The sequence below is a fragment of the Myxococcaceae bacterium JPH2 genome, assembly GCA_016458225.1.
Lineage (GTDB): Bacteria > Myxococcota > Myxococcia > Myxococcales > Myxococcaceae > Citreicoccus.
In genome coordinates, this window is record JAEMGR010000009.1 from 64,071 (window position 1) to 83,451 (window position 19,381).

Sequence of the window (19,381 nt, forward strand, 5' to 3'; positions counted from 1 at the left end):
ACCCGCCGGCTTGCCCGCGCCGACGCGCGAACCACCACGAGCGCCACCCTCGGCAGCACCGAAGCGAGAGCCGCCGCGGGCTCCGCCCTCGTCACCGCCGAAGCGCCCCCGAGGAGCACCCGCCGGCTTGCCCGCGCCGAAGCGCGAACCGCCACGAGCACCGCCCTCGGAAGCACCGAAGCGAGAGCCGCCACGGGCCCCACCCTCGTCACCACCGAAGCGGCCCCGAGGAGCACCCGCCGGCTTGCCCGCGCCGAAGCGCGAACCGCCACGAGCGCCACCCTCGGAACCACCGAAGCGCGAACCACCACGGGCGCCCCCCTCATCGCCGCCGAAGCGGCCACGAGGAGCACCCGCCGGCTTGCCCGCGCCGAAGCGAGAGCCGCCACGAGCACCACCTTCGGAACCACCGAAGCGAGAGCCGCCACGGGCCCCCCCCTCGTCACCACCGAAGCGCCCCCGAGGAGCACCCGCCGGCTTGCCCGCGCCGAAGCGCGAACCGCCACGAGCACCGCCCTCGGAAGCACCGAAGCGAGAGCCGCCACGGGCCCCACCCTCGTCACCACCGAAGCGGCCCCGAGGAGCACCCGCCGGCTTGCCCGCGCCGAAGCGCGAACCGCCACGAGCGCCACCCTCGGAAGCACCGAAGCGAGAGCCGCCACGGGCTCCGCCCTCGTCACCACCGAAGCGCCCCCGAGGAGCACCCGCCGGCTTGCCCGCGCCGAAGCGCGAACCGCCACGAGCGCCACCTTCGTCACCGCCGAAGCGCGAGCCGCCGCGAGCCCCGCCCTCGTCACCGCCGAAACGACCGCGAGGCGCCCCAGCCGGCTTGCCCGCACCGAAGCGAGAAGCGCCGCGCGCTCCGCCCTCGGATCCACCGAAGCGAGAACCACCGCGAGCCCCACCTTCATCACCACCGAAACGGCCGCGCGGGGCACCCGCCGGCTTGCCCGCGCCGAAGCGAGAAGCGCCGCGCGCTCCGCCCTCATCACCGCCGAAGCGGCCCCGAGGTGCACCGGCCGGCTTGCCCGCACCGAAGCGAGAAGCGCCGCGCGCTCCGCCCTCGGATCCACCGAAGCGAGAACCACCGCGAGCCCCACCTTCATCACCACCGAAACGGCCGCGCGGGGCACCCGCCGGCTTGCCCGCGCCGAAGCGAGAAGCGCCGCGCGCTCCGCCCTCATCACCGCCGAAGCGGCCCCGAGGTGCACCGGCCGGCTTGCCCGCACCGAAGCGAGAAGCGCCGCGCGCTCCGCCCTCGGATCCACCGAAGCGAGAACCACCGCGAGCCCCACCTTCATCACCACCGAAACGGCCGCGCGGGGCACCCGCCGGCTTGCCCGCGCCGAAGCGAGAAGCGCCGCGCGCTCCGCCCTCATCACCGCCGAAGCGGCCCCGAGGTGCACCGGCCGGCTTGCCCGCACCGAAGCGAGAAGCGCCGCGCGCTCCGCCCTCGGATCCACCGAAGCGGCCGCCACGAGCCCCACCCTCGTCACCGCCGAAACGGCCCCGAGGAGCACCCGCCGACTTGCCCGCACCGCCACGAGCCTCGCCCGCCGGCTTCCACTCACGCCGCTCGGGACGACCCTCGTCGGACGACGGAGCCTCGGCCGCGTCGTCATCTTCCTTCCAGCCACGACGCGCGGGCCGCTCACCCGCCTCGGCATCGCGCGAACGCGACGCGAACCGCGCCGGGCGCGTGCCGCCATCCATCACCGGCTTCCGCTCGCTGCGCTCCGACCGCTCGCCACCCGCGGACTTTCGGGCGCGCGGCGCGCTCGTCTCGGCGGCCTTGCGCTTGGGCGCGGGAGCCTCGTCATCCATCGACAGCTCCTCGTCATCCTCCATGCCCTCGAAGCCCGGCGCCGAGCGCCCATGGCGCCGAGGCGGCAGCTTCAGCGAAACGTCCGGCGGAGTGACCGTTCCATCCGCGACGCCCTGGAGGAACTTCACTTCCTGCGCCGACAGCGGGCGCAGCGCACCGGGGCGCAGCCCCTCCACCTGGATGCCCGCGTAGGCCGGGCGGAACAGGCGAACGACAGGGTGCCCCACCGCCGCGCACAGGCGCTTGATGAGGTGCGGCCGCCCCTCGGCGACCACCAGCTTGAGCCACGTGTTGCGCTCGGCCCGCTCGAAGACATCCACGGACACCGGCGTGGCCATGCCGTCCTCGAGCCGCACGCCGCCGCGCAGCTTGTCGAGCGTGGCCGCGTCCGGGACGCCCTTCACCTTCGCCAGGTACGTGCGAGGCACCTGGAAGCTGGGGTGCGTGAGCTTGTGCGCCAGCGCGCCGTCATCCGTGAAGAGCAGCGCTCCCTCGGCGTCGTAGTCCAGACGCCCCACCGGGAACAGCCGCTTGCCCGTCTCCTCGACGTAGCCGGCCACCGTGGGACGGCCCTGCGGATCCGACAGCGTCGTCACGACGCCCACGGGCTTGTACAGCAGGAAGTAGGAAGTCTCCTCAGGCGGCGTGGCGAGCTTGCCATCCACCGCGACCAGGTCCGTTCCGGGCTCCACCCGGCTGCCCAGCTCCGTCACCGTCTTGTTGTTCACCGTCACCCGGCCAGCGGTGATGAGTTCTTCTGCGTGCCGGCGCGAAGCCACTCCCGCGCGAGCCAGATACTTCTGCAAACGTTCCGCCGCCATACTTCCCCTTCTTCCATTGCTGCCCGTCACTCGGGCTTGGGCCCCTCGGTGCCGCCCGTCTCGGGCGGTGGGGGCGCGTCTAGGACACTGGAGCTCACCTTCTGAGTCCGCTCCGCTGCGGCCATGGCTTCCTCCAGTTCCTCGAGCGCGGCCTCGCTGGCCGCCGCGCTCTTCTCCATCCGCTTCGTGAAGCCTGGATCCGCCAGGACTTCCACTGTACCCGCAGCCACCGGAACCGGCTGCGTCTCCTTCTCGACGATCTCTCGGTGCTCCTGCGTGAGCTCATGGAACTCACGCAGCGTCGGGAGCGCCGACAGGTCCTTCAGCGCGAAGAACTCCAGGAATTCGCGCGTCGTGCCGTACAAAATGGGCCGCCCCACTTCCTCGCGCTTGCCGAGGATCTTCACCAGCTTGCGGTCCATGAGGGCCTTCAGCACGGCGCCGCAATCCACGCCACGTATTTCCTCCAACTCGGGGCGAGTGACGGGCTGGCGGTAGGCGATGATGGCCAGGGTCTCGACCGCGGCGCGGGTGAGCCGCTGCGGTTTGACCCGCAGGTAGCGGCGCACATACTCGGCCGAGTGGGGGTCCGTCCGGAACTGCCACCCGCCTGCCACCTCGTACAGCACGATGCCGCTGATGCCGTCGCGGTGGATGCCGGAGAGCTGGTTGAGCGCCTCGGCGATGAGCTCCCGGGTGATGCCCGTCGCCTGGTACAGCTCGTCCACGGACAGGGGGCGCTCGGCCACGAAGAGCACGCTCTCGATGACCGTCCGGACGCGATCCCCGGACAGCCCCCGGCTCTTCGAGACCATCTTCTCGAACGAGGTCTGGAGGTCTGGGGCGGAGTCCTCCGAGTCCTCTTCGATGGCCGCGGCCTCCACCTCGTCCAGGTCGCTGTCCGCGGGGCCAGGGCCGGTGACGGCGGCGATCTCCTCCTCGGAGAACTGCCCCGGGCCTCCGGGGGTACCAGGCGCGGGCATCTCGTCGTCGGGACCGTTGCTACCGGTAGTCACTCTCGTCGACCTCCGTGGGGACCAGCCGCTCCAGGGCATCCCCATTGGGCATCAGCAGGATGGGGCCCAATGGCTCCTCCTGGTACACCTTGATGAGGCGTCGTTTCACCATTTCCAGGATGCCGATGAAGGTGATGATCACCTCCTGCCGGCTGGTCTGCTCGGAGAACAGGCTCTCGAACGTCGCCTGCTCGCTCTTCCGCAGGTGCTCCGCCACCCGGAGGATGGCCTCGGACAGGCTGACCCGCTCGAGCACCACCTCGTGCTGCACCTTGGGGGTCAGCCGCTCGAGCACCCGGTCCAGCGCCTCGATGAGCTTGAGGACCGAGAACTCCTGGAGGCCCACCTCCTCCTCGGGGATGGGCACCGCCTCCACCGGGACGCTCCGGGCGAAGACGTCACGGCCGAGCAGGTCCTGCATGGACAGGTGCTCGGCCGCATCCTTGTACTTCTGATACTCCAGCAGGCGGCGGACCAGCTCGGCGCGCGGATCCTGCGCCTCCTCCACCGCCGCCAGCGCCTCGGCCCCCTCGGGCACCGCCGCCGCATCCTGACGCGGCAAGAGCATGCGGCTCTTGAGGTGCGCCAGGGTGGCCGCCATCACCAGGAACTCCCCGGCAATGTCCAGATTGACCTCCCGCATCCGCTCCAAGTACTCGAGATACTTCTCGGTAATGAGCGCCAGGGGGATGTCGAAGATGTCGACCCGGTGCTCCTTGATCAGGTGGAGCAACAGGTCGAGCGGGCCCTCGAAGTTGGGCAGCGCGACCCGGAAGGCATCTCCGGGAGTGCGCGGCCCATCCCCGTCACGCGGGAAGTCATCGGGCGGCGGCGCGTGGCGACCTTCACTCACCGGACGATGTCCTTCGCTGCGGGTTCGAGGTGGATTCGGGTCGTCATCGCGCACAAGCCCGAAAAACCGGCCTCTGGCGCGAGCCGGGGGGGACACACCTCCTTAACAGTGCCTCCCAGGGGGGTCAAAGAAACTGACAGGAACAAACGTTCAGGGGATTCCCACTGCCCGTCGCACCTGCGTCATGAGGCGACTGGCTTCGTGGCGGGCGCGGTTGGCGCCGTCCTGGAGGATGCGCTCGACCTCGGCGGGGTCGGCCACCAGCTCGGCGTAGCGCTTGCGGGCCGGGCCGAAGACGGTGTGGTAGGCCTCCAGGAGCTTCTTCTTGTAGTCGCCGTAGCCCTTGCCGCCCGCCTTCCAGGTGGCGTCCACCTCGGCGAACTCGGACTCGGGCAGCATCAGCTTGAGCAAGTCGTAGAGCGGGCTGTCCTGGGTGGGCTTGGGCGCGTCCACCGCGGTCGAGTCCGTCTTGATGGACATGATCCGCTTCTTGATCTCCTTCTCGTCCCCGAACAGCTCGATGGTGTTGCCGTACGATTTGGACATCTTCTGTCCGTCGACGCCCGGCACGGTGGCGGTGGACTCCTGCACGCGGGCCGCCGGCAGCTTGAGCAGGCCGGGCGCGTGTCCGCGCTCCTTGCCATCGGGGTCCGCCGGGTCGTAGCCGGGGACGTACTGGGTATTGAACTTCACGGCCCAGTCGCGGGCGAACTCGATGTGCTGGATCTGATCCTTGCCCACCGGCACCACGTCCGTGCTGTAGAGCAGGATGTCCGCCGCCATGAGGACCGGATAGGCGAACAGGCCGAAGTCCGGGCTGAAGCCCTTGGCCACCTTGTCCTTGTAGCTGTGGGCGCGCTCCAGGTGCGCATGGGGCACCACGGTCCCAAGGATCCAGTTGAGCTCGAGGACCTCCTTCACGTCACTCTGGCGGAAGAGCACGGCCTTCTTCGGGTCCAGCCCCAGGGACAGGTAGGCCAGGGCGGCCTCGCGGGTCAGGTCCAGCGCGAGCTTGGGATCGCGCACTGTGTTGAGCGCGTGGAGGTTGGCGATGAAGAAGTACGCCTCGCCCTCCTCCTGGAGCTGCACGAACTGGCGGATGGCCCCGTAGTAGTTGCCGATATGCAGCCGTCCGGACGACTGCACGCCTGAGAGAATCCGCATGGCGATACCAATAGTGAGGTGACGGGTGGACGACGAGGCTGGTTCGCACACCCGCCGCCCCCCTGCAACCTTCCGGTCACCCTGCCCGAGCGGCCCGCGCGTCCCCAGGGCGAGCACGACCCGGGCTGGAATTTGGTGGCGAGACCGAAAAACACCTGCAATTTCGGACACTTGAGACACCTCAGGGTTAGGAGTTACCCTGACACCTCTCCCATCGACCAACCCACCTCAGAAGGAGTCCGCGGATGGAACCATTCACGGGAAGCCTGTCGAGCTACCGGCTGCAGATGGTGATGCCACCGCTGTTCACGGCCGAGAAGCTGGAGGGGACGCTCCGGGTCGAGCGAGGGGCCGTCCGCCGCCAGTTCTTCATCAAGGACGGCTTCCTGGTGGGCGAGAGTTCGACGGATCCACGCGAGCACCTGGCGCAGGTGCTGGTCCACCTGCGAATCCTGGATGCGCCGCGCGCGGCGGCGGCGTTCGAGGCAGCCGAGAGCGCGGGCATGCCCTACGGCACGTTCCTGGTGCAGCGCTGCTTCGTGGAGCTGCCTCGGCTGCTGGAGGCCATGGAGCACAAGGCCCGCGAGGCCCTCTTCGACTGCTACGACTGGGAGTCGGGCGAGGTGGAGTTCACGCCAGGGCTCCCGCTGTCGGCGCGAGCCATCGGGCTGCGCCTGCCGCTGGCCACGCTGCACCGGGACGCCGTCTCACGCCTGCGCGAGTGGGGCGTGTTCCGGGAGATCTTCCCCCGGCTGGACGTGACGTTCCGCGTGTTCCGCGAGTTCGCCGTCGAGACGTTCTCCGAGGAGGAGGACGTGCTGTTGGATCTGGCCGCGGGAGGCGCGACGCTGGGCGAGCTGCTGGCCAGCGCCCGCGAGGCCCCGCTGTTCGCGGCACGCTGGGTCCTGCACTTGTACCGGCGAGGCGCGCTGGCGCCACAGCGTCCCAAGGGGCCGCGCGTGGGTGAGTCCGCCGAGTTCGCCGAGCTGCTTGGACTGGTGCGCGCGTTCCTGTCGTCGGGGAAGTTCGACCACGCCGTGGCGCTCGCCGCGCAGATCCTGGAGCGCGGGCCGGTGCCCGAGGCCCATGCCCTGTATCGCGAGGCGGAGATCCGACTGACGCTGGCCTTGAGCGACGAGCTGTTCGCCTTGGACGGGCGTCTGGTGTTCGAGCCCATCCCTCGCCCGACCCCGTCCGAGCTGACGGCGGATGATCTGTATCTCTACTCCAAGCTGCGAGGCAGCCGGAGCATCCGGCAAGCGCTGCGCACCGCCGCGATGGGCGAGTTGGCGGCATCGCGCTCGGTGCATCGACTCATGGCCTGCGGGCTCATCCACGTCGCACCGCTCTCCGGTGAGGCCAGCCGAGGCGCCCCGCGGCGCACGACGACCGAGCCCTTTGGAATCCCGTTGGCGAAGTCGGGAACATAAAGACAGACAACAAAGACAGACATCACCATCCGCCCCTGCCAACAAACACAATCACAGACAAAAGACAGGCCGACCCGACGGGTCGCGCGAATTTATTTATCTGTGACTGATGTTTGACATTGATTGTGCCGTGGGCCGCCCCGCTCAAGATCGTCGAAGAAATCACTGAACATCCAGCCATGTAGGCATGGCACCTCCTGCACGTTCCAGATTTCGGGCCCATGGGCGAGAGTTCCTGCCGGCGGGCAACCTCACCTCGCGGAGAAATGCCTGAACATCCGACCATGTAGGCATGAGCATTCCAATCAGCGGCAAGAGGGCGAGTCGACGACGCGCAGGGCGCGCTCAAACACCGACCTGCCTCCTCACGCGACCTCACTGAACATCCAGCCATGTAGGCGTGACTGTTCCGACGCGGTCCGACTCAGCTCCCTGCCCTGCTGCGCTTGCGCGGCGGCTTCGGCGTGAAGGCATCGCTGCGCGGGTGGAACTCGTCGTACACGCTGCGCAACCGAGCGCTGTTCACGTGGGTGTAGATCTGCGTGGTCGCAAGGTCCGCGTGGCCGAGCATCTGCTGCACAGCCCGGAGGTCCGCTCCGCGCTCCACGAGGTGGGTGGCGAACGAGTGGCGCAGCTTGTGCGGTGACAGGGGCTTCCGGATGCCCACCTTGAGCGCGTAGCGCTTCAACAGCTTCCAGAACCCCTGTCGCGTGAAGCCGCTGCCACGAGGCGTGACGAACAGCGCGTCCGCGACCCGCTTTCCCAGCAGCGCCGGGCGCGACGCGGCCAGGTACTCCTGGACCTTCTCGATGGCCACGCGGCCCAGGGGCACGATGCGCTCCTTGGAGCCCTTGCCCTTGGCCACCAGATAGCCCGCGGTGAGCTGGACCGCATTGAGCTCCAGGCCACACAGCTCGCTCACGCGCAGCCCGGTGGCGTAGAGGACCTCGATCATCGCCTTGTCCCGCAGCCCGGTCGCCGTCCGCTCGTCGGGGGCGGACAGGAGCAGCTCCACCTCCTCCACGGTGAGGAAGGACGGCAGCTTCCGAGGCGAGCGCGGCGTGTCCACGTCCTCGGTCGGGTCCTTCTCGGCCAGCCGCTCGGCGACGAGGAAGCGATGGAAGACGCGCAGCGCGGCCAGATGGCGCGCCTGACTCCTGCGGCCCAGCCCCCGTCGGCCCAGCGTCACCAGGTGCGCGAGGACATCCTCCTGCGTGGCGCGAGTCGCGTCGGCGACGCCGCGCGAGCGCAGGTCCTCGAAGTAGACCGTGAGGTCCGCCGCGTAGGCGTCCACCGTCTTCCCCGACAGGCCCCGCTCCGCGCGGATGAAGGCGATGAACGCATCGAGCAGCCCTTCCATGCCGCGCAGGCTACCGGAGGCGGCGGTCAGGGCAACCCGTCAGTTTCGGCCCTCGAAAGGGCCTCGCGAGGCTCAGCGAGGCTCGGCGGGACTCGCGGCGTGGGCGCGCTCCAGCGCCTCCACCACCCAGGGCCACCCCACCAGGATGTTGCCAGGAGAGCGCAGGCAGGCGTCCGCCACGGCCAGCACCTCCTCCGGACGCGACCGCACGGCCAGCGCCAGGTGCCGGCCCAGGAACGGGTGCGGCAGGTAGCTGAGGTTGTGGTGGCGCACCGGCGCCCATTGCAGCGTGGGACGCCCGGTCCACCGCTCGACGGCGTACGCCAGAGCCTGCGCCAGGACCTCCAGCGCATACAGTGGGAGCCGGAAGGCGCAGGTCAGGAATGTCACCAACGCGCTCGCGGCCACCGCGCCCGCGAACGACACCGACGAAGCCCCGCTCCACACGAGCATCGGCACCAGGCTCGTGGCGATGGCCGCCACCTGGACGCGGCGCACGGACGGCCCGCGCCCCGTCATCAGCCCGCCGATGCTGCCCGACGCGAGCCCCGAGACGACCCCCAGGCACACGCCCACGGCCACCCCAGCGGCCCCACCCAGCTCCGGCCCGAACGCGCCACCCGCCTTGGCGTGGAGCCCGATCAACATGGACAGGCTCGCGAGCGAGCCGAGCAGCACGCCCGACGCCAGCCCCGACACCAGGGCGATCAACAACCCCACCGTGGAGCAGAACACCGCCGAGGCGATCCACCCGCCCGCCAGCGGAACCCCCGCCGCGCGCAGCATCAGCCCCGAGAAGGCCGTCATGCCCGGCGACATCACCACGAGCAGCAACAAGAGCCGGCGGACATAGGCACCCGCGGCGCGGCCTCCCTCGGACTGCTCACGCCAGAGCTGGCCGATGCGACCTCCGGGAACTCGGATTCCAGCGGACCTCAGCCGGTAATGCAGATCCACCGGGCGCAACAACAACAGCACCAGCAAGGCAAACGCACCGGGCACCCGCTCTGGCACGTCGGCTTGCCGTGACTGACTTCCCCCCTGATCCAAGCATCCCCCCCTAAGGTTTGGGTTCAGGACTCCAGACTACCCTTGCCTTGCCGGAGGATTTCAAGTGCATCGCCCATGAGTGAAATCACCGTGGACGGCTCGTTCAATGTCACGCCACCGTCCAGGATGAGATCGAGCCCATGGCCAAGGGATGTCTTGATGTCACGCGCGACCGTGAGGGGCTCACCCTCCGTGTTGGTGGCGGACGTCGTGACGAGCGGGCGCCCCAAGGCCTTGGCCAGCTCGCGCGGCAGAGTGAGATCCGGCACACGGATGCCCACCTGCTTCTGCTTCGTCATCATGATTTCTGGCACCAACCGTGTGGCTTCCAGCACGAACGTGAAGGCTCCCGGTGTGAGTCCTTTCATCGTCCGGTACGCGAAGTTGCTCACATGGGCATAGCGCGCCACGTCCGAGAGATCCGGACACAGAATGGACAAGGGTTTCTTCTTGTCGCGCCCCTTGAGTTGGTAAAGCCGCTCGATGCCCTTCTTCGAGGTCAAATCACACCCCAGGGCGTAATACGTGTCGGTGGGATAGGCGAGCAGTCCGCCCTTCTCCAACACTTCCACGGCCCGGGCCACATGGCGTGGCGAGGGATGCTTCAGGTCCACCTCGAGGATGGGTGCGGACATGGCGTGACAGGGCCTCCGAGCGTCGATGACGCGGCGCCCTGAAAGCCTATGCGCTTTCCGTTCCCTCGTCCGCGCGGATCTCTCCACTGGCGGACAGCGCACGACGCGTGAGCACCGGGCCCACCAGCTCGTGTGCGGTAATCATCGCGACGATGAGCACCTCGACCTGGGGACCGAACGACGGGAACGTCTTGGTCACCAGTGCCGCCAGGCCAAACGTCACGCCCGCCTGGGAAATGAGGCCCATCCACAGGTAGCGCTTGAGGCGCGCGTCATCCGCGGGCGCGAAGCGGCGACACGCCAGCCAGATGGCCAGCGCGCGCAAGCCCACGAGCAACACGGCCGCCGGCCCCACTGTCACCAGCGAGTCCAGCTTCAGCCCCGCGCCCGCCGCGGCGAAGAACAGCGCGAACACCGGCAGGCCCGCGCGCTGGATGGCCTGATGGATGCGCGCGCCCTCGCGCTCGTCCAGGTTGGCGATGATCGCCCCGGCCGCCAGCGAGATGAGCAGCGGAGACAGGTGCAGCCGCGCGCCCCCTTCCGCGGACGCGAACGAGAGGCCCACCAGGAACAGCGGCAGCTCGCGGTTGACGCCACGCATGTACAACAGCATCGCGATGGCGAGCAGCGCGCCCACGCCCACCGAGCCGAACAGCTCCCAGCCCACGCCGCCCAGGAGCGCGCCGAGGTCCAACCCACCGCCAAAGCTGGCCCGCGTCAGTCCCGCCGCCAGCGCGAAGGCCACCATGACGAACAGGTCGCCGATGATGACGAGCGCCATGAGGAACTCGGTGAAGGAGCCGCGCGCGGAGGTCTCCTGGACGATGGCGATGGTGACCGTGGGCGAGAACGACACGACCACCGTGGCCACCAACGCGCTGACCGCCATGGCCTGCGGCATCGTCATGGGCGTGAGGAAAGGCAGCACGGGCTTGAGGGCCACCATCGTCGCGAAGCAGACGCAGAACGTGATGCCGCACACCGTGGCGCAGAGGATGGCCACGCGCGCGCCCACGCGCCGCAGCAATCCCATGTGCAGCTCGGTGCCTGCCACCAGCGCGATGAGGCTCACCGCCAGCCCCTTCACCAGCTCCAAGCCCTTCACGCCCGCGCCCGGGATGAACCCCAGCGCATACGGCCCCACGGCTACGCCCACCAGCAGGTAGCCCGTGAGGCGCGGCAGGCCGAGCCCCTTGGCCACCTTGCCCGCGAACAGGCCGCACAGGAGCAGCGCCCCCGCGGCGAGCAGCACCGGCGTCCCCGCGTCGGCGCGCAGCCCCCGCGCCTGCGTGATTCCCGCGAGCAGCACCATCAACAGGCCCAGCCGGAAGACGGACCCCGTCATGCCGCCACCCCTTCCCCACCCGCGCCCGGAGACGCGGGAGCGCCCTTCACCGCGCGAGGCGGCGCCACCTGCCGGAAGGCGCGATGCGCGAGCATCTCGTTGACCACCGCGCCCACCGCCACCACGTCGAAGACGCGTTGGGACAGCGTTCCAGGGACCAGCAAGGAGAAGTCAGCGACGAGGCACAGCGCCAAACCGCCCTGAGAGATGAGCGCGTTGCCCAGCTTCGGCGGCAGATCCAACAGCCCCACCGTAAGGCGCTGCGCCAGCTTGCCGCCCAGCATCTTCCCCATGAACCGCAGCACCACGAACGCGGGCAGGAGCGCCCAGGCCTGCCAGTCCCGTGCGTGCAGCTGACACCCGACCAGGAACACCAACACCAGATACGAGGGCCGCTCCACCCGCCCCAGCGCGCGAGACACGCGGTCCACCGCGCGGCCCCCTACCAGCGCGAGCGTGGCGCCACACGCCACCCCCGCCAGCAGCGGCGATACGCGCAGGTACGCCGCCGCGCCGCCCACCAGCGCCACCATGCCCAGCGTCACCGTGGTCAGCTCAGCCGGGTCCTTCAGCGAGTACGTGAGGAACGCCAGCAGCGCGCCGCACAGCACGCCGAGGAGCAACGCCAGCCCCACCAGCGCCACGCCCTCCGGCACGCTAGAGGCCGCGCCCAGCACCAACGCCAGCGCCAGCACGCCCAGGCCCACGGCATCGTCCATCATCGTGAGCAGCGCCACGCCCAGGCCGCGCGCGCGCTCCAGGCGCCCGCTGCGGTGGCCCAGCACCGCGAAGTGCCCGGAGGAGAGGCTCGCCGCCGCGCCGAGCAGCGCCGCCGCGCCCACCGCCGCCTGCGACGGGAAGTCCATCCACAGCAGCAGCGGCACCGACAGCGGCACCGCCACGAAGAAGAAGGCCGTGCCCGCATGCGCGAGCGCCGCCGCGTACACGGGCCGAGGCAACAGCCGCAGCACGCGGGGCTCCAGGTTGAGACCGAGGATGACCCCCGCGGTGCCCAGTCCCAGCGCCACCAGCGGGCGCAAGGACTCGAGGTTCACCGGCGTGAGGACCGCTACGCCAGACGGCCCCAGGAGCGTGCCGAAGACGAGGAACAGCAGTCCGCTGGCGGCGAGCTGCGCGAGCGCAGGGTGGCGCCCGGGATCAAGCAGCGCGCGGCTCGAAGCGAGCAGCGACAGCGCCGCGATGGCGAGGAAGACGAGCAGCGCTTGCACGCAACGTGCTTACAACGGACCGCCACGTCCGTCACGAACGACGGTGGGTGGGTGCCGCGAGTACCGGCAGGGCAACCAGCCGGCCCATGGGGGGATCGTCCGCATCCATCTCCAACTGGACGCGTTGGATCATCCGCTCCATCTCCTCCTGCGGCAACGCGGGCACCACGCTCACCAGCAGCACCCGGTCCTCATCCGCGCCGAGCGCCAGGCTGCGCAGCCCCGCGAAGATGGGCACCTCCGCGGACAGCGCCGCCGCGGCACTGCGAGCACGCACCACCAGCGGCTCCGGGATACCGAACTCCCGGAGCCGACGGATGGCCCGTTCAGTCGTCTCCACTGCCTCGAGGAACGTGATGACCAGGTACACGCGGTCCTCTTACCGCAAAGTCCGCGCGCCGTGTCGCCCCGTCACTCGTTGCCGCTGGGGCCAGTCGACTCCGGAGGAGCCGCTGGGGTCGCGCTTTCCTGCGACGCGGGCGCCGCCGCGCCTTCCTGTGCGGCCATCGCGGCGCGAGCCGCGCGCTTGCCCTCTTCGATGAGCTTCTTCACCTTCTGCCCACCCTTGCGGCCAATCTCCTCGTAGAAGTTCGGCCCTCGCGTCGCCTTCACGCGATCGCCGCCCTTCTTGCCGATCTCCTCGTAGAACTTCGCGCCGCGCTCGGCCTTCACGGTCTCGCCGCCCTTGCGGCCGATCTCCTCGTAGAAGGAGCGACCGCGCTCGGCCTTCACCGTCGCGCCGCCCTTGCGGCCGATGGTCTCGTAGAACTCACGACCTCGTTCGTTGCGGACCGTCTCGCCACCCTTTCGGCCCGCTTCGGCCACCGTCATGCTGCCCTTGTTGTCCTTGTCCGACATGTCGCCATCTCCTCTCGTTGCTGCCGTCCCCGGCCTCGCCTCGGCGCCCCTTGCCTGAAACCTTGGGACGGAAGCGCCCCGATGCAAGCAAGCTCCGTACACCGCCAGCCGTTCACGCCGGCCCCGCCACTCCGAAATCCCAATGATTCCGGCGGGTTTCCCACGCGAACCGAGCATCCGTGCCAGCCGGAGGCCCGTCCGCCAGGACGCTGCATTGTCGAGAACACGCCCCACCGCATTGCCGATTCCCCAACCCACCCTCAGGTTGTCTCCACACTGCGGGGGGCGCGTGGGGAGGCTCTGCGTGATGCGAGGCAGAGGACAGGCAACGACATGGGTTCGCGTTCTGGCCCCGATGGTCATTTCCATCGGGGGAATGGTGATGCTCCGGCTGCTGGGGCCGGACTTCGTCGATCAGCGACGCCTCCACGAGCTGCTCCTGCCCCTGGGTGCCGCAGCGCCATGGGCATACATCGCGTTCCTGGCGGTGCGCCCGCTCACGCTGCTGCCAGGGCAGGTCCTGACCGCGGTGGGCGGCATGATGTTTGGAACGCTCGCCGCGACCCTCTATTCACTAACGGGCAGCTTCCTGTCCGCCACGCTGCTCTTCATGCTGGCTCGTAAGCTGGGCACGGGGCCGATGAAGCGCTTGGCCGGCGGGAAGTATCCAGCGCTGATGCGCGTGGCCCGACGCCATGACTTTCATTTCAGCCTGCTCGCCTGCATCAACCCCTTGTGTCCCACCGACGTGACGCTCATCGCGAGCGCGGCGAGCGGCGCGCGCTTCTGGCCCACGGTGGGCGGGATGATGCTGGGCACGCTGCCGGGCACGTTCCTCACCGCGCAGTTCGGCAGTGGACTGGCACAAGGGCGCGCCGTGATGACCGGCGTGTCCGCGGCGGGGCTCGTGCTGTCACTGTGTCTGGGCACCGTCTTCGGCCGGCGCATCTACAAGGAATTCAACGAGGCCCCCGAGGTCGAGCGCACCGAGGGCAAGGTGCCGCTGACCTCCACGCCCTGAGGAAGCCCGCGTCGCGACGCCAGGGCGGGTGACACATCGTGGGCCGCGAGGTGTTTCCCCTTGCGGACGGAGTGAGTCGCGTCGCCGCGCGCCTCGGGGCGGCGATGAAGTGCGGGTGGAAAGGTGCATCCGGCGGGCGAGCCAGATATATGGCGCGCGGGTCCGGACAGCGCCTCGTCCGGACCGGCGGGAAGGCAGTCACCGTCCATCAAGCACATGCGGCGCGCGAACGCGCGAGGCCTTCTCACAGGCCCGGCCGCGACGGATGGAAGGATGGACCGGGTGGCTTCGACTCTCAGGACGACATGGACCGGACTCGCGGCGGCGCTCCTCCTCGCCTGCCCCTTCGTCGCGAGCGCCGCGGCCCCCACCACGCCCAGCTCCGTGTTCTTCATCTCCCGCAGCGAGAACCGCAACCAGGTCCACTACGGCCTCCGCCTGGGCGAGGGCTGCCGCCCCATTGGCGCCAGCCCCGTCTACGCGTACTGGCGCATGTTGGAGCGCGGCGAGTCCGAGGTGGAGGACCTGCTGAGCGTCGAGGGGCCCGTGTACGGCGTCGCCGACACGCAGGCGGTGGAGAGCACGACCGAGGGCTGGCGCGTCCAGTTCCGGCTGCGCGCCTTCGCGGATCGCCCCATCGAGTTCTCCGTCACGGCGGTCAACGGGCAGTGCGCCGTGCAGGCCTGGACGAACATGTCCGGCAAGCGCGCGCAGCTCGAGCACATCTTCGTGAAGACGTCCTGGCCCTTCTCCATCGACTTCGTGCGACTGGATGGCGTGGGCCCGGACGGTCAGCCGATGCGCGAACTCATCCGCGGCTGAAGCCTCACAGCCGCGTGAAGCTCCAGCTCATCGCGCGGCCCTCGGCGTAGGGCATCACCCCGTGGAAGGGACGCGGATCCGCGTCGAACACGAGCGGGATGAAGTGCCGGTCCCCATCCCAGAGGTTCAACGTCAGGATGTCCGCGACGGGCACCCAGGACAGCGTGCCCTCGGGGTTGCGCTCCAGGGGCGTTCCCTCGAAGGCGTCCACGCGGAAGACGAACCCGAGCCAGTCCTCGCCCTTCTTCCCGAACCCAGGCCAGCTCACCGTGCCCCGCAGCGACATGCGCGTGCACTCGATGCCGGCCTCCTCGCGCAGCTCCCGGCGCATGCACACCGCCACGTCCTCGGTGCGCTCCAGCTTGCCGCCCAGGCCGTTGTACTTGCCGAAGTGCGCGTCGTCCGGCCGCGCGTTGCGGTGGATGAGCAGCACCCGCTGGCCATCCGGAGACAGCACGTAGCCCAGCGTCGCGATGATGGGGGTGTAGGCCATGGGATTCCTCTTGGGGGAGTGGACCTCGCGCATCGTGACGCACTGCATCAGCGCGAGAACGACGGCGGACTCTAGCGGACTCGCAACTTCTGTCGGGACAGGAAGACAATGGTGTGACGCCCACCTCCCCCGTGGGTCGCGAGGGTTCCATGAGCACGATTGATCGCAACCGAGGCCTGACCACTCCGGCGACTCCCGCGGCGCGCCAGCCCGCGCCCGCGAAGACGCTGAGCAACCCCCTCGGTTCGATCATCGATGCGGCGAAGGACGGCCTGAAGGACATCCCCCGCTTCGTGAAGATGGGCAAGGACGTCTTCGAGGCCTCCACGGTGAAGGAGCTGCGCCGCATCTTCGGCTCGGATGCCAAGCCGGACCGGATGACGGACGGCAAGTTCGTGGGCGCCCAGGGGCAGACGTTCCCGCCGAACACCGCGCTCAAGGACATGCCGGCCGTCACGCCGCGCAACAACCCGAACGCGTCCGAGACGCTCATCTACGTCAACGGCATCATGACGCCGCTGCAGGGCCAGCTCGGTGAGATGCAGGCGCTGGCGGACAAGTCCGGCGCGCGCGTCATTGGCATCCACAACGCCACGCAAGGGCTGGTGACGGACCTGGCCCAGTGCGTGACGGACAAGCTGGACAAGGGCAAGAACCCGGCCGTCGATACGCTGGCGGACACCGTCTACAACGAGCTGAAGGCCGGCCGGGACGTCCACCTGGTGGGCTACAGCCAGGGTGGCCTCATCACCGCGCGCGCCCTGGGTGATGTCCAGCGCCGGCTGCGCATCGAGGATGGCCTGTCCGCCGCGGATGCGGAGAAGGCCATGAGCCACATCAACGTGGAGACCTTCGGCGCCGCGTCCACGCATTACCCGGACGGCCCCAACTACGTGCACTACGTCAACAACGCGGATGCCGTCCCCACGCTCACGGGCCTGGGAGGCAGCATTGATCCGCTCGCCTTCGCCAAGGACGCGGGCAAGGGCGCGGTGGTGCACCGCTTCACCGACGGCAACCTCAACCTCATCAGCAACCACATGCTGGACACGGCCTACCTGCCCCACCGCGTCCCGTTCGATCAGGCCCGCGCGGGCCGCTTCGAGTAGTCCCGCGGGCACCGCGCCCGGCGCCATCCTGGGCCCCGGGCGCGCTCCCTCCAGCACTACGGCTTGCAGTAATCGGCCTTGTCGAACACGCCCGACACGGTGATCTGCGAGCCCGAGCGCACCACGAACTCGCTGGCGCCCACGTGCGTGCTGGCGTTGCACCAGTCATACGTGTAGCCCAGGCCCGTCCACGGATACTGGGTCTTCAGCCAGAAGCCATAGCTGTTGGCGTAGTTGGCGTTGATCCAGTTCTTGTGCTCGGCCGTCGCGCTCGGCGGGAAGGTCAGGCCGCACGTCGTGTCGTCGATCTCCGAGTCCGGGCACGGACGGAACATGTCCGACGGCTTCACCCATGCCTCGACGAAGAAGCGCGGATTGCTCTGCGCGGTGAAGGGCGGCAGGCCCAGCACCTGGTTCATCCGCTCGGACACGTTGTCCGCCGCCACCGTCCGGCAGATCTCCTGGAGCTGCGGCGCCGCCGTCATCCACACCTCGCGGGTGAGCGACATGTCGCCGGGCTTGTACCCCGTGTAGTCCGTCCAGATGACCATCCGCACCGCGGTCTTCGTCTCGTTCCACACGAGCTTCGTGTTGGACGGGGCAATGGCCCACAGCCCGTTGACCACGTCGTCCTGGGTGGGCTCCGCGGCATCGTGGACGCCGTTCGTATAGGCCTGCGCGTCACACACCAGCGGCTGCGGCTCCGGCGGCTTCGGCTCGTCCTCGCCACATCCGGTCAACGCCAGCGACGCCACCACTCCGGCCAGCGCATACGCACGGCCCAGGTTCTTCATGCTCATGACTTCTGTCCTGTGTCTCGGTGATGCCGTGTCAATCACAGCATCGAACTAGCGAGTTCAGGAATAGCAGAAACACGAGCTGTACAGGTCATTTCGGTGGACGGAAGACGTACTGGAAAACAGGCTCGGCCTTCGCGGGCAGATACTGGGCATCCAGGAACGCGAAGTAGGCGTGCGCGGCGAGCAGCGGATCCTTCAGCGTGTCGTAGACGATGGCCACCTGGGTGGCGTGGCCCGCATCGTCCACGCGGACGGTGACCTTGAGGATGCCCTTGAGGTCAGGTGCCTCTTTCAGGCGCTCGGTGTAGAGCGCGACCAGCCCCAACGACACGCGCGAGTAGACGCGATCCTCCGCGCCACTCGCGGGCGTGGGCGGCAGGTGGAAGCGCTTGGTGAGGGCTGCGGCCTCGGCTTCTGCTTCGGGGACGCGGCGCTCGGTGGCGGAGAGCGCGGCGCGGTAGGCCACGAGGGCCTCGCGCAGCCGCTCCTGCTTCTGGAGGAACCGCGCCCGGCGCACCTGGATGTCCGCGCGCGCGGGGGTTCGCTCGGAGGCATTGAGCAGCCACTGCTCCGCGCCCGCGGCGTCGCCTCGTGCCTCGGCCAGGTCAGCCAGGCGCAGGAACGGCTCGGCATCGGTGGGGGCGACCTCCGCGAGGCGCACGAGGACCTTCTCCTCCTCGGCGCTCCGGCCCAGCTCCGCGTCCAGTCGCGCCAGCGCGCCGAGCGCCTCGGGGGCCGCGCCGCCCAGGGCGACGTACCGCTCGAACGAGGCCACTGCCTTCTCGCGGTCGCCCACGGCCTGCCATGCATCCGCCTGCCGTCGGTGGGCCTCCTTGTCGCCAGGCCGCAGCGACACGAGCGCATCACCCGCCTGCGCCGCCGCGCGAGGGTCCTGCGTCTCACGCCCCAAACGCGCGAGGGCTTCGAGCGCCTCGGGCTGATCCGGCCACGCCTCCACCGCGCGCGCCAGCTCGGCCTTCGCATCCGCCGCGCGCCCGGACTGCCCCGCCAGCAGCAGGCCCAACGCCGCGCGGACCTGCGGCGCGTCCAGCTTCTCCAGCGAGGCGCGGTAGCGCGCCTCGGCGTCACGGCTCTTTCCCTCGGCTTGCAGCAACACGGCCTGGCCCCAGAGCGCGGGCACGGAGTCCGGCGCCAGGCGCTGCACGGCGTCCATCGGCTCGTGCGCCTCGCGGAGCAGGCCCCACTTCACGTAGATGAGCCCCATGCCCAGGAACGACCAGGGGTTCTCCGGGTACAACGTCGAGACAGCCTTCAGCTCGTTCCAGCAGGCATCCGAGGGAAACGACAACCAGGCCTTGTAGATGCGCGGCATGGGGTCCGTGGGGCGCGCACGGACCTGATCATCCAGCTCCAATCCCAGCAAGGTGGACTTGCCGCGCACGCGCCGCGTCTCCACCGTTCGCAGCATCGCCATGACGTCCGCCACGGGCGGCGGGGGCGTCCTCGCGGCTGCGGCGGGGAGCGCCAGCAGCAGGAAGAGGAGCGCCGAAAGGCGAGAGAACGAACGGGGCATCATGGCGACCGCGCGG

At 69.5% G+C, this 19,381-nt stretch carries 17 protein-coding genes and 1 pseudogene; 4 read left to right on the plus strand and 14 right to left on the minus strand.

Annotation, left to right across the window (positions count from 1 at the left end; all coding sequences use genetic code 11):
* Positions 1-741: 741 nt before the first annotated feature.
* From JGU66_15565 to trpS, 4 genes and pseudogenes are all read right to left on the minus strand, one after another.
* A pseudogene (locus tag JGU66_15565) lies at positions 742-2,646 on the minus strand (pseudouridine synthase).
* A 26-nt stretch (positions 2,647-2,672) separates the two neighbouring features.
* On the minus strand, positions 2,673-3,662 hold the full coding sequence (gene scpB / locus JGU66_15570) for an SMC-Scp complex subunit ScpB (protein ID MBJ6762191.1): 990 nt from the start codon (positions 3,660-3,662) through the stop codon (positions 2,673-2,675).
* Complete coding sequence (locus JGU66_15575; GenBank protein ID MBJ6762192.1) at positions 3,649-4,515, minus strand: segregation/condensation protein A; 867 nt, start codon at positions 4,513-4,515, stop codon at positions 3,649-3,651. The genes scpB and JGU66_15575 overlap by 14 nt, the downstream gene beginning before the upstream one ends.
* Positions 4,516-4,665: 150 nt before the next feature.
* Entirely contained in the window at positions 4,666-5,679 is a 1,014-nt protein-coding gene (gene trpS, locus JGU66_15580; protein ID MBJ6762193.1) for a tryptophan--tRNA ligase, read from the minus strand.
* A gap of 245 nt (positions 5,680-5,924) precedes the next feature.
* Between trpS and JGU66_15585 the strand changes: the two genes are divergently transcribed.
* Complete coding sequence (locus JGU66_15585) at positions 5,925-7,109, plus strand: DUF4388 domain-containing protein (GenBank protein MBJ6762194.1); 1,185 nt, start codon at positions 5,925-5,927, stop codon at positions 7,107-7,109.
* 424 nt (positions 7,110-7,533) lie between these two features.
* On the opposite strand, the gene xerD is transcribed toward JGU66_15585, so the two are convergent.
* From xerD to JGU66_15620, 7 genes are all read right to left on the minus strand, one after another.
* Positions 7,534-8,469 carry a site-specific tyrosine recombinase XerD gene (xerD, locus tag JGU66_15590; GenBank protein MBJ6762195.1) on the minus strand — a complete coding sequence of 312 codons (936 nt, stop codon included), beginning with the start codon at positions 8,467-8,469 and terminating at the stop codon, positions 7,534-7,536.
* A gap of 72 nt (positions 8,470-8,541) precedes the next feature.
* Positions 8,542-9,519, minus strand: coding sequence for a hypothetical protein (locus JGU66_15595; protein ID MBJ6762196.1), 978 nt, complete (start codon positions 9,517-9,519; stop codon positions 8,542-8,544).
* A gap of 23 nt (positions 9,520-9,542) precedes the next feature.
* Positions 9,543-10,154 carry a threonylcarbamoyl-AMP synthase gene (locus tag JGU66_15600; GenBank protein MBJ6762197.1) on the minus strand — a complete coding sequence of 204 codons (612 nt, stop codon included), beginning with the start codon at positions 10,152-10,154 and terminating at the stop codon, positions 9,543-9,545.
* A 46-nt stretch (positions 10,155-10,200) separates the two neighbouring features.
* Positions 10,201-11,499, minus strand: coding sequence for a cation:proton antiporter (locus JGU66_15605; GenBank protein MBJ6762198.1), 1,299 nt, complete (start codon positions 11,497-11,499; stop codon positions 10,201-10,203).
* Entirely contained in the window at positions 11,496-12,728 is a 1,233-nt protein-coding gene (locus JGU66_15610) for a sodium:proton exchanger (protein MBJ6762199.1), read from the minus strand. Before JGU66_15610 ends, JGU66_15605 begins: the two co-directional genes overlap by 4 nt.
* A gap of 31 nt (positions 12,729-12,759) precedes the next feature.
* Complete coding sequence (locus JGU66_15615) at positions 12,760-13,098, minus strand: hypothetical protein (protein ID MBJ6762200.1); 339 nt, start codon at positions 13,096-13,098, stop codon at positions 12,760-12,762.
* Between the two features lie 41 nt (positions 13,099-13,139).
* Positions 13,140-13,586, minus strand: a complete 447-nt coding sequence (locus JGU66_15620; protein ID MBJ6762201.1) for a general stress protein — start codon at positions 13,584-13,586, stop codon at positions 13,140-13,142.
* A 382-nt stretch (positions 13,587-13,968) separates the two neighbouring features.
* Between JGU66_15620 and JGU66_15625 the strand changes: the two genes are divergently transcribed.
* Both JGU66_15625 and JGU66_15630 read left to right on the plus strand, forming a co-directional pair.
* Entirely contained in the window at positions 13,969-14,607 is a 639-nt protein-coding gene (locus tag JGU66_15625; protein ID MBJ6762202.1) for a TVP38/TMEM64 family protein, read from the plus strand.
* Positions 14,608-14,880: 273 nt separating this feature from the next.
* Positions 14,881-15,429: a DUF4833 domain-containing protein gene (locus tag JGU66_15630; protein ID MBJ6762203.1), complete on the plus strand. Its 549-nt coding sequence runs from the start codon at positions 14,881-14,883 to the stop codon at positions 15,427-15,429.
* 4 nt (positions 15,430-15,433) lie between these two features.
* Here the strand turns inward: JGU66_15630 and JGU66_15635 are convergent, their stop codons facing one another.
* Positions 15,434-15,922, minus strand: coding sequence for an 8-oxo-dGTP diphosphatase (locus tag JGU66_15635; protein ID MBJ6762204.1), 489 nt, complete (start codon positions 15,920-15,922; stop codon positions 15,434-15,436).
* A 149-nt stretch (positions 15,923-16,071) separates the two neighbouring features.
* On the opposite strand from JGU66_15635, the gene JGU66_15640 reads away from it, so the two are divergent.
* Positions 16,072-17,031, plus strand: coding sequence for a hypothetical protein (locus tag JGU66_15640; GenBank protein ID MBJ6762205.1), 960 nt, complete (start codon positions 16,072-16,074; stop codon positions 17,029-17,031).
* A 56-nt stretch (positions 17,032-17,087) separates the two neighbouring features.
* On the opposite strand, the gene JGU66_15645 is transcribed toward JGU66_15640, so the two are convergent.
* Together JGU66_15645 and JGU66_15650 are read right to left on the minus strand one after the other, a co-directional pair.
* Positions 17,088-17,831 carry a hypothetical protein gene (locus tag JGU66_15645; GenBank protein MBJ6762206.1) on the minus strand — a complete coding sequence of 248 codons (744 nt, stop codon included), beginning with the start codon at positions 17,829-17,831 and terminating at the stop codon, positions 17,088-17,090.
* An 88-nt stretch (positions 17,832-17,919) separates the two neighbouring features.
* Positions 17,920-19,368: a hypothetical protein gene (locus JGU66_15650; protein ID MBJ6762207.1), complete on the minus strand. Its 1,449-nt coding sequence runs from the start codon at positions 19,366-19,368 to the stop codon at positions 17,920-17,922.
* Positions 19,369-19,381: the final 13 nt, after the last annotated feature.

Excerpts from the sequence above, each read along its gene's own strand:
- trpS (MBJ6762193.1), bottom strand. The coding sequence starts at position 5,679 with ATGCGGATTCTCTCAGGCGTGCAGTCGTCCGGACGGCTGCATATCGGC.
- JGU66_15585 (MBJ6762194.1), top strand. The coding sequence starts at position 5,925 with ATGGAACCATTCACGGGAAGCCTGTCGAGCTACCGGCTGCAGATGGTG.
- xerD (MBJ6762195.1), bottom strand. The coding sequence starts at position 8,469 with ATGGAAGGGCTGCTCGATGCGTTCATCGCCTTCATCCGCGCGGAGCGG.
- JGU66_15600 (MBJ6762197.1), bottom strand. The coding sequence starts at position 10,154 with ATGTCCGCACCCATCCTCGAGGTGGACCTGAAGCATCCCTCGCCACGC.
- JGU66_15605 (MBJ6762198.1), bottom strand. The coding sequence starts at position 11,499 with ATGACGGGGTCCGTCTTCCGGCTGGGCCTGTTGATGGTGCTGCTCGCG.
- JGU66_15620 (MBJ6762201.1), bottom strand. The coding sequence starts at position 13,586 with ATGTCGGACAAGGACAACAAGGGCAGCATGACGGTGGCCGAAGCGGGC.
- JGU66_15625 (MBJ6762202.1), top strand. The coding sequence starts at position 13,969 with ATGCTCCGGCTGCTGGGGCCGGACTTCGTCGATCAGCGACGCCTCCAC.
- JGU66_15630 (MBJ6762203.1), top strand. The coding sequence starts at position 14,881 with ATGGACCGGGTGGCTTCGACTCTCAGGACGACATGGACCGGACTCGCG.
- JGU66_15635 (MBJ6762204.1), bottom strand. The coding sequence starts at position 15,922 with ATGGCCTACACCCCCATCATCGCGACGCTGGGCTACGTGCTGTCTCCG.
- JGU66_15640 (MBJ6762205.1), top strand. The coding sequence starts at position 16,072 with ATGAGCACGATTGATCGCAACCGAGGCCTGACCACTCCGGCGACTCCC.
- JGU66_15645 (MBJ6762206.1), bottom strand. The coding sequence starts at position 17,831 with ATGAGCATGAAGAACCTGGGCCGTGCGTATGCGCTGGCCGGAGTGGTG.
- JGU66_15650 (MBJ6762207.1), bottom strand. The coding sequence starts at position 19,368 with ATGATGCCCCGTTCGTTCTCTCGCCTTTCGGCGCTCCTCTTCCTGCTG.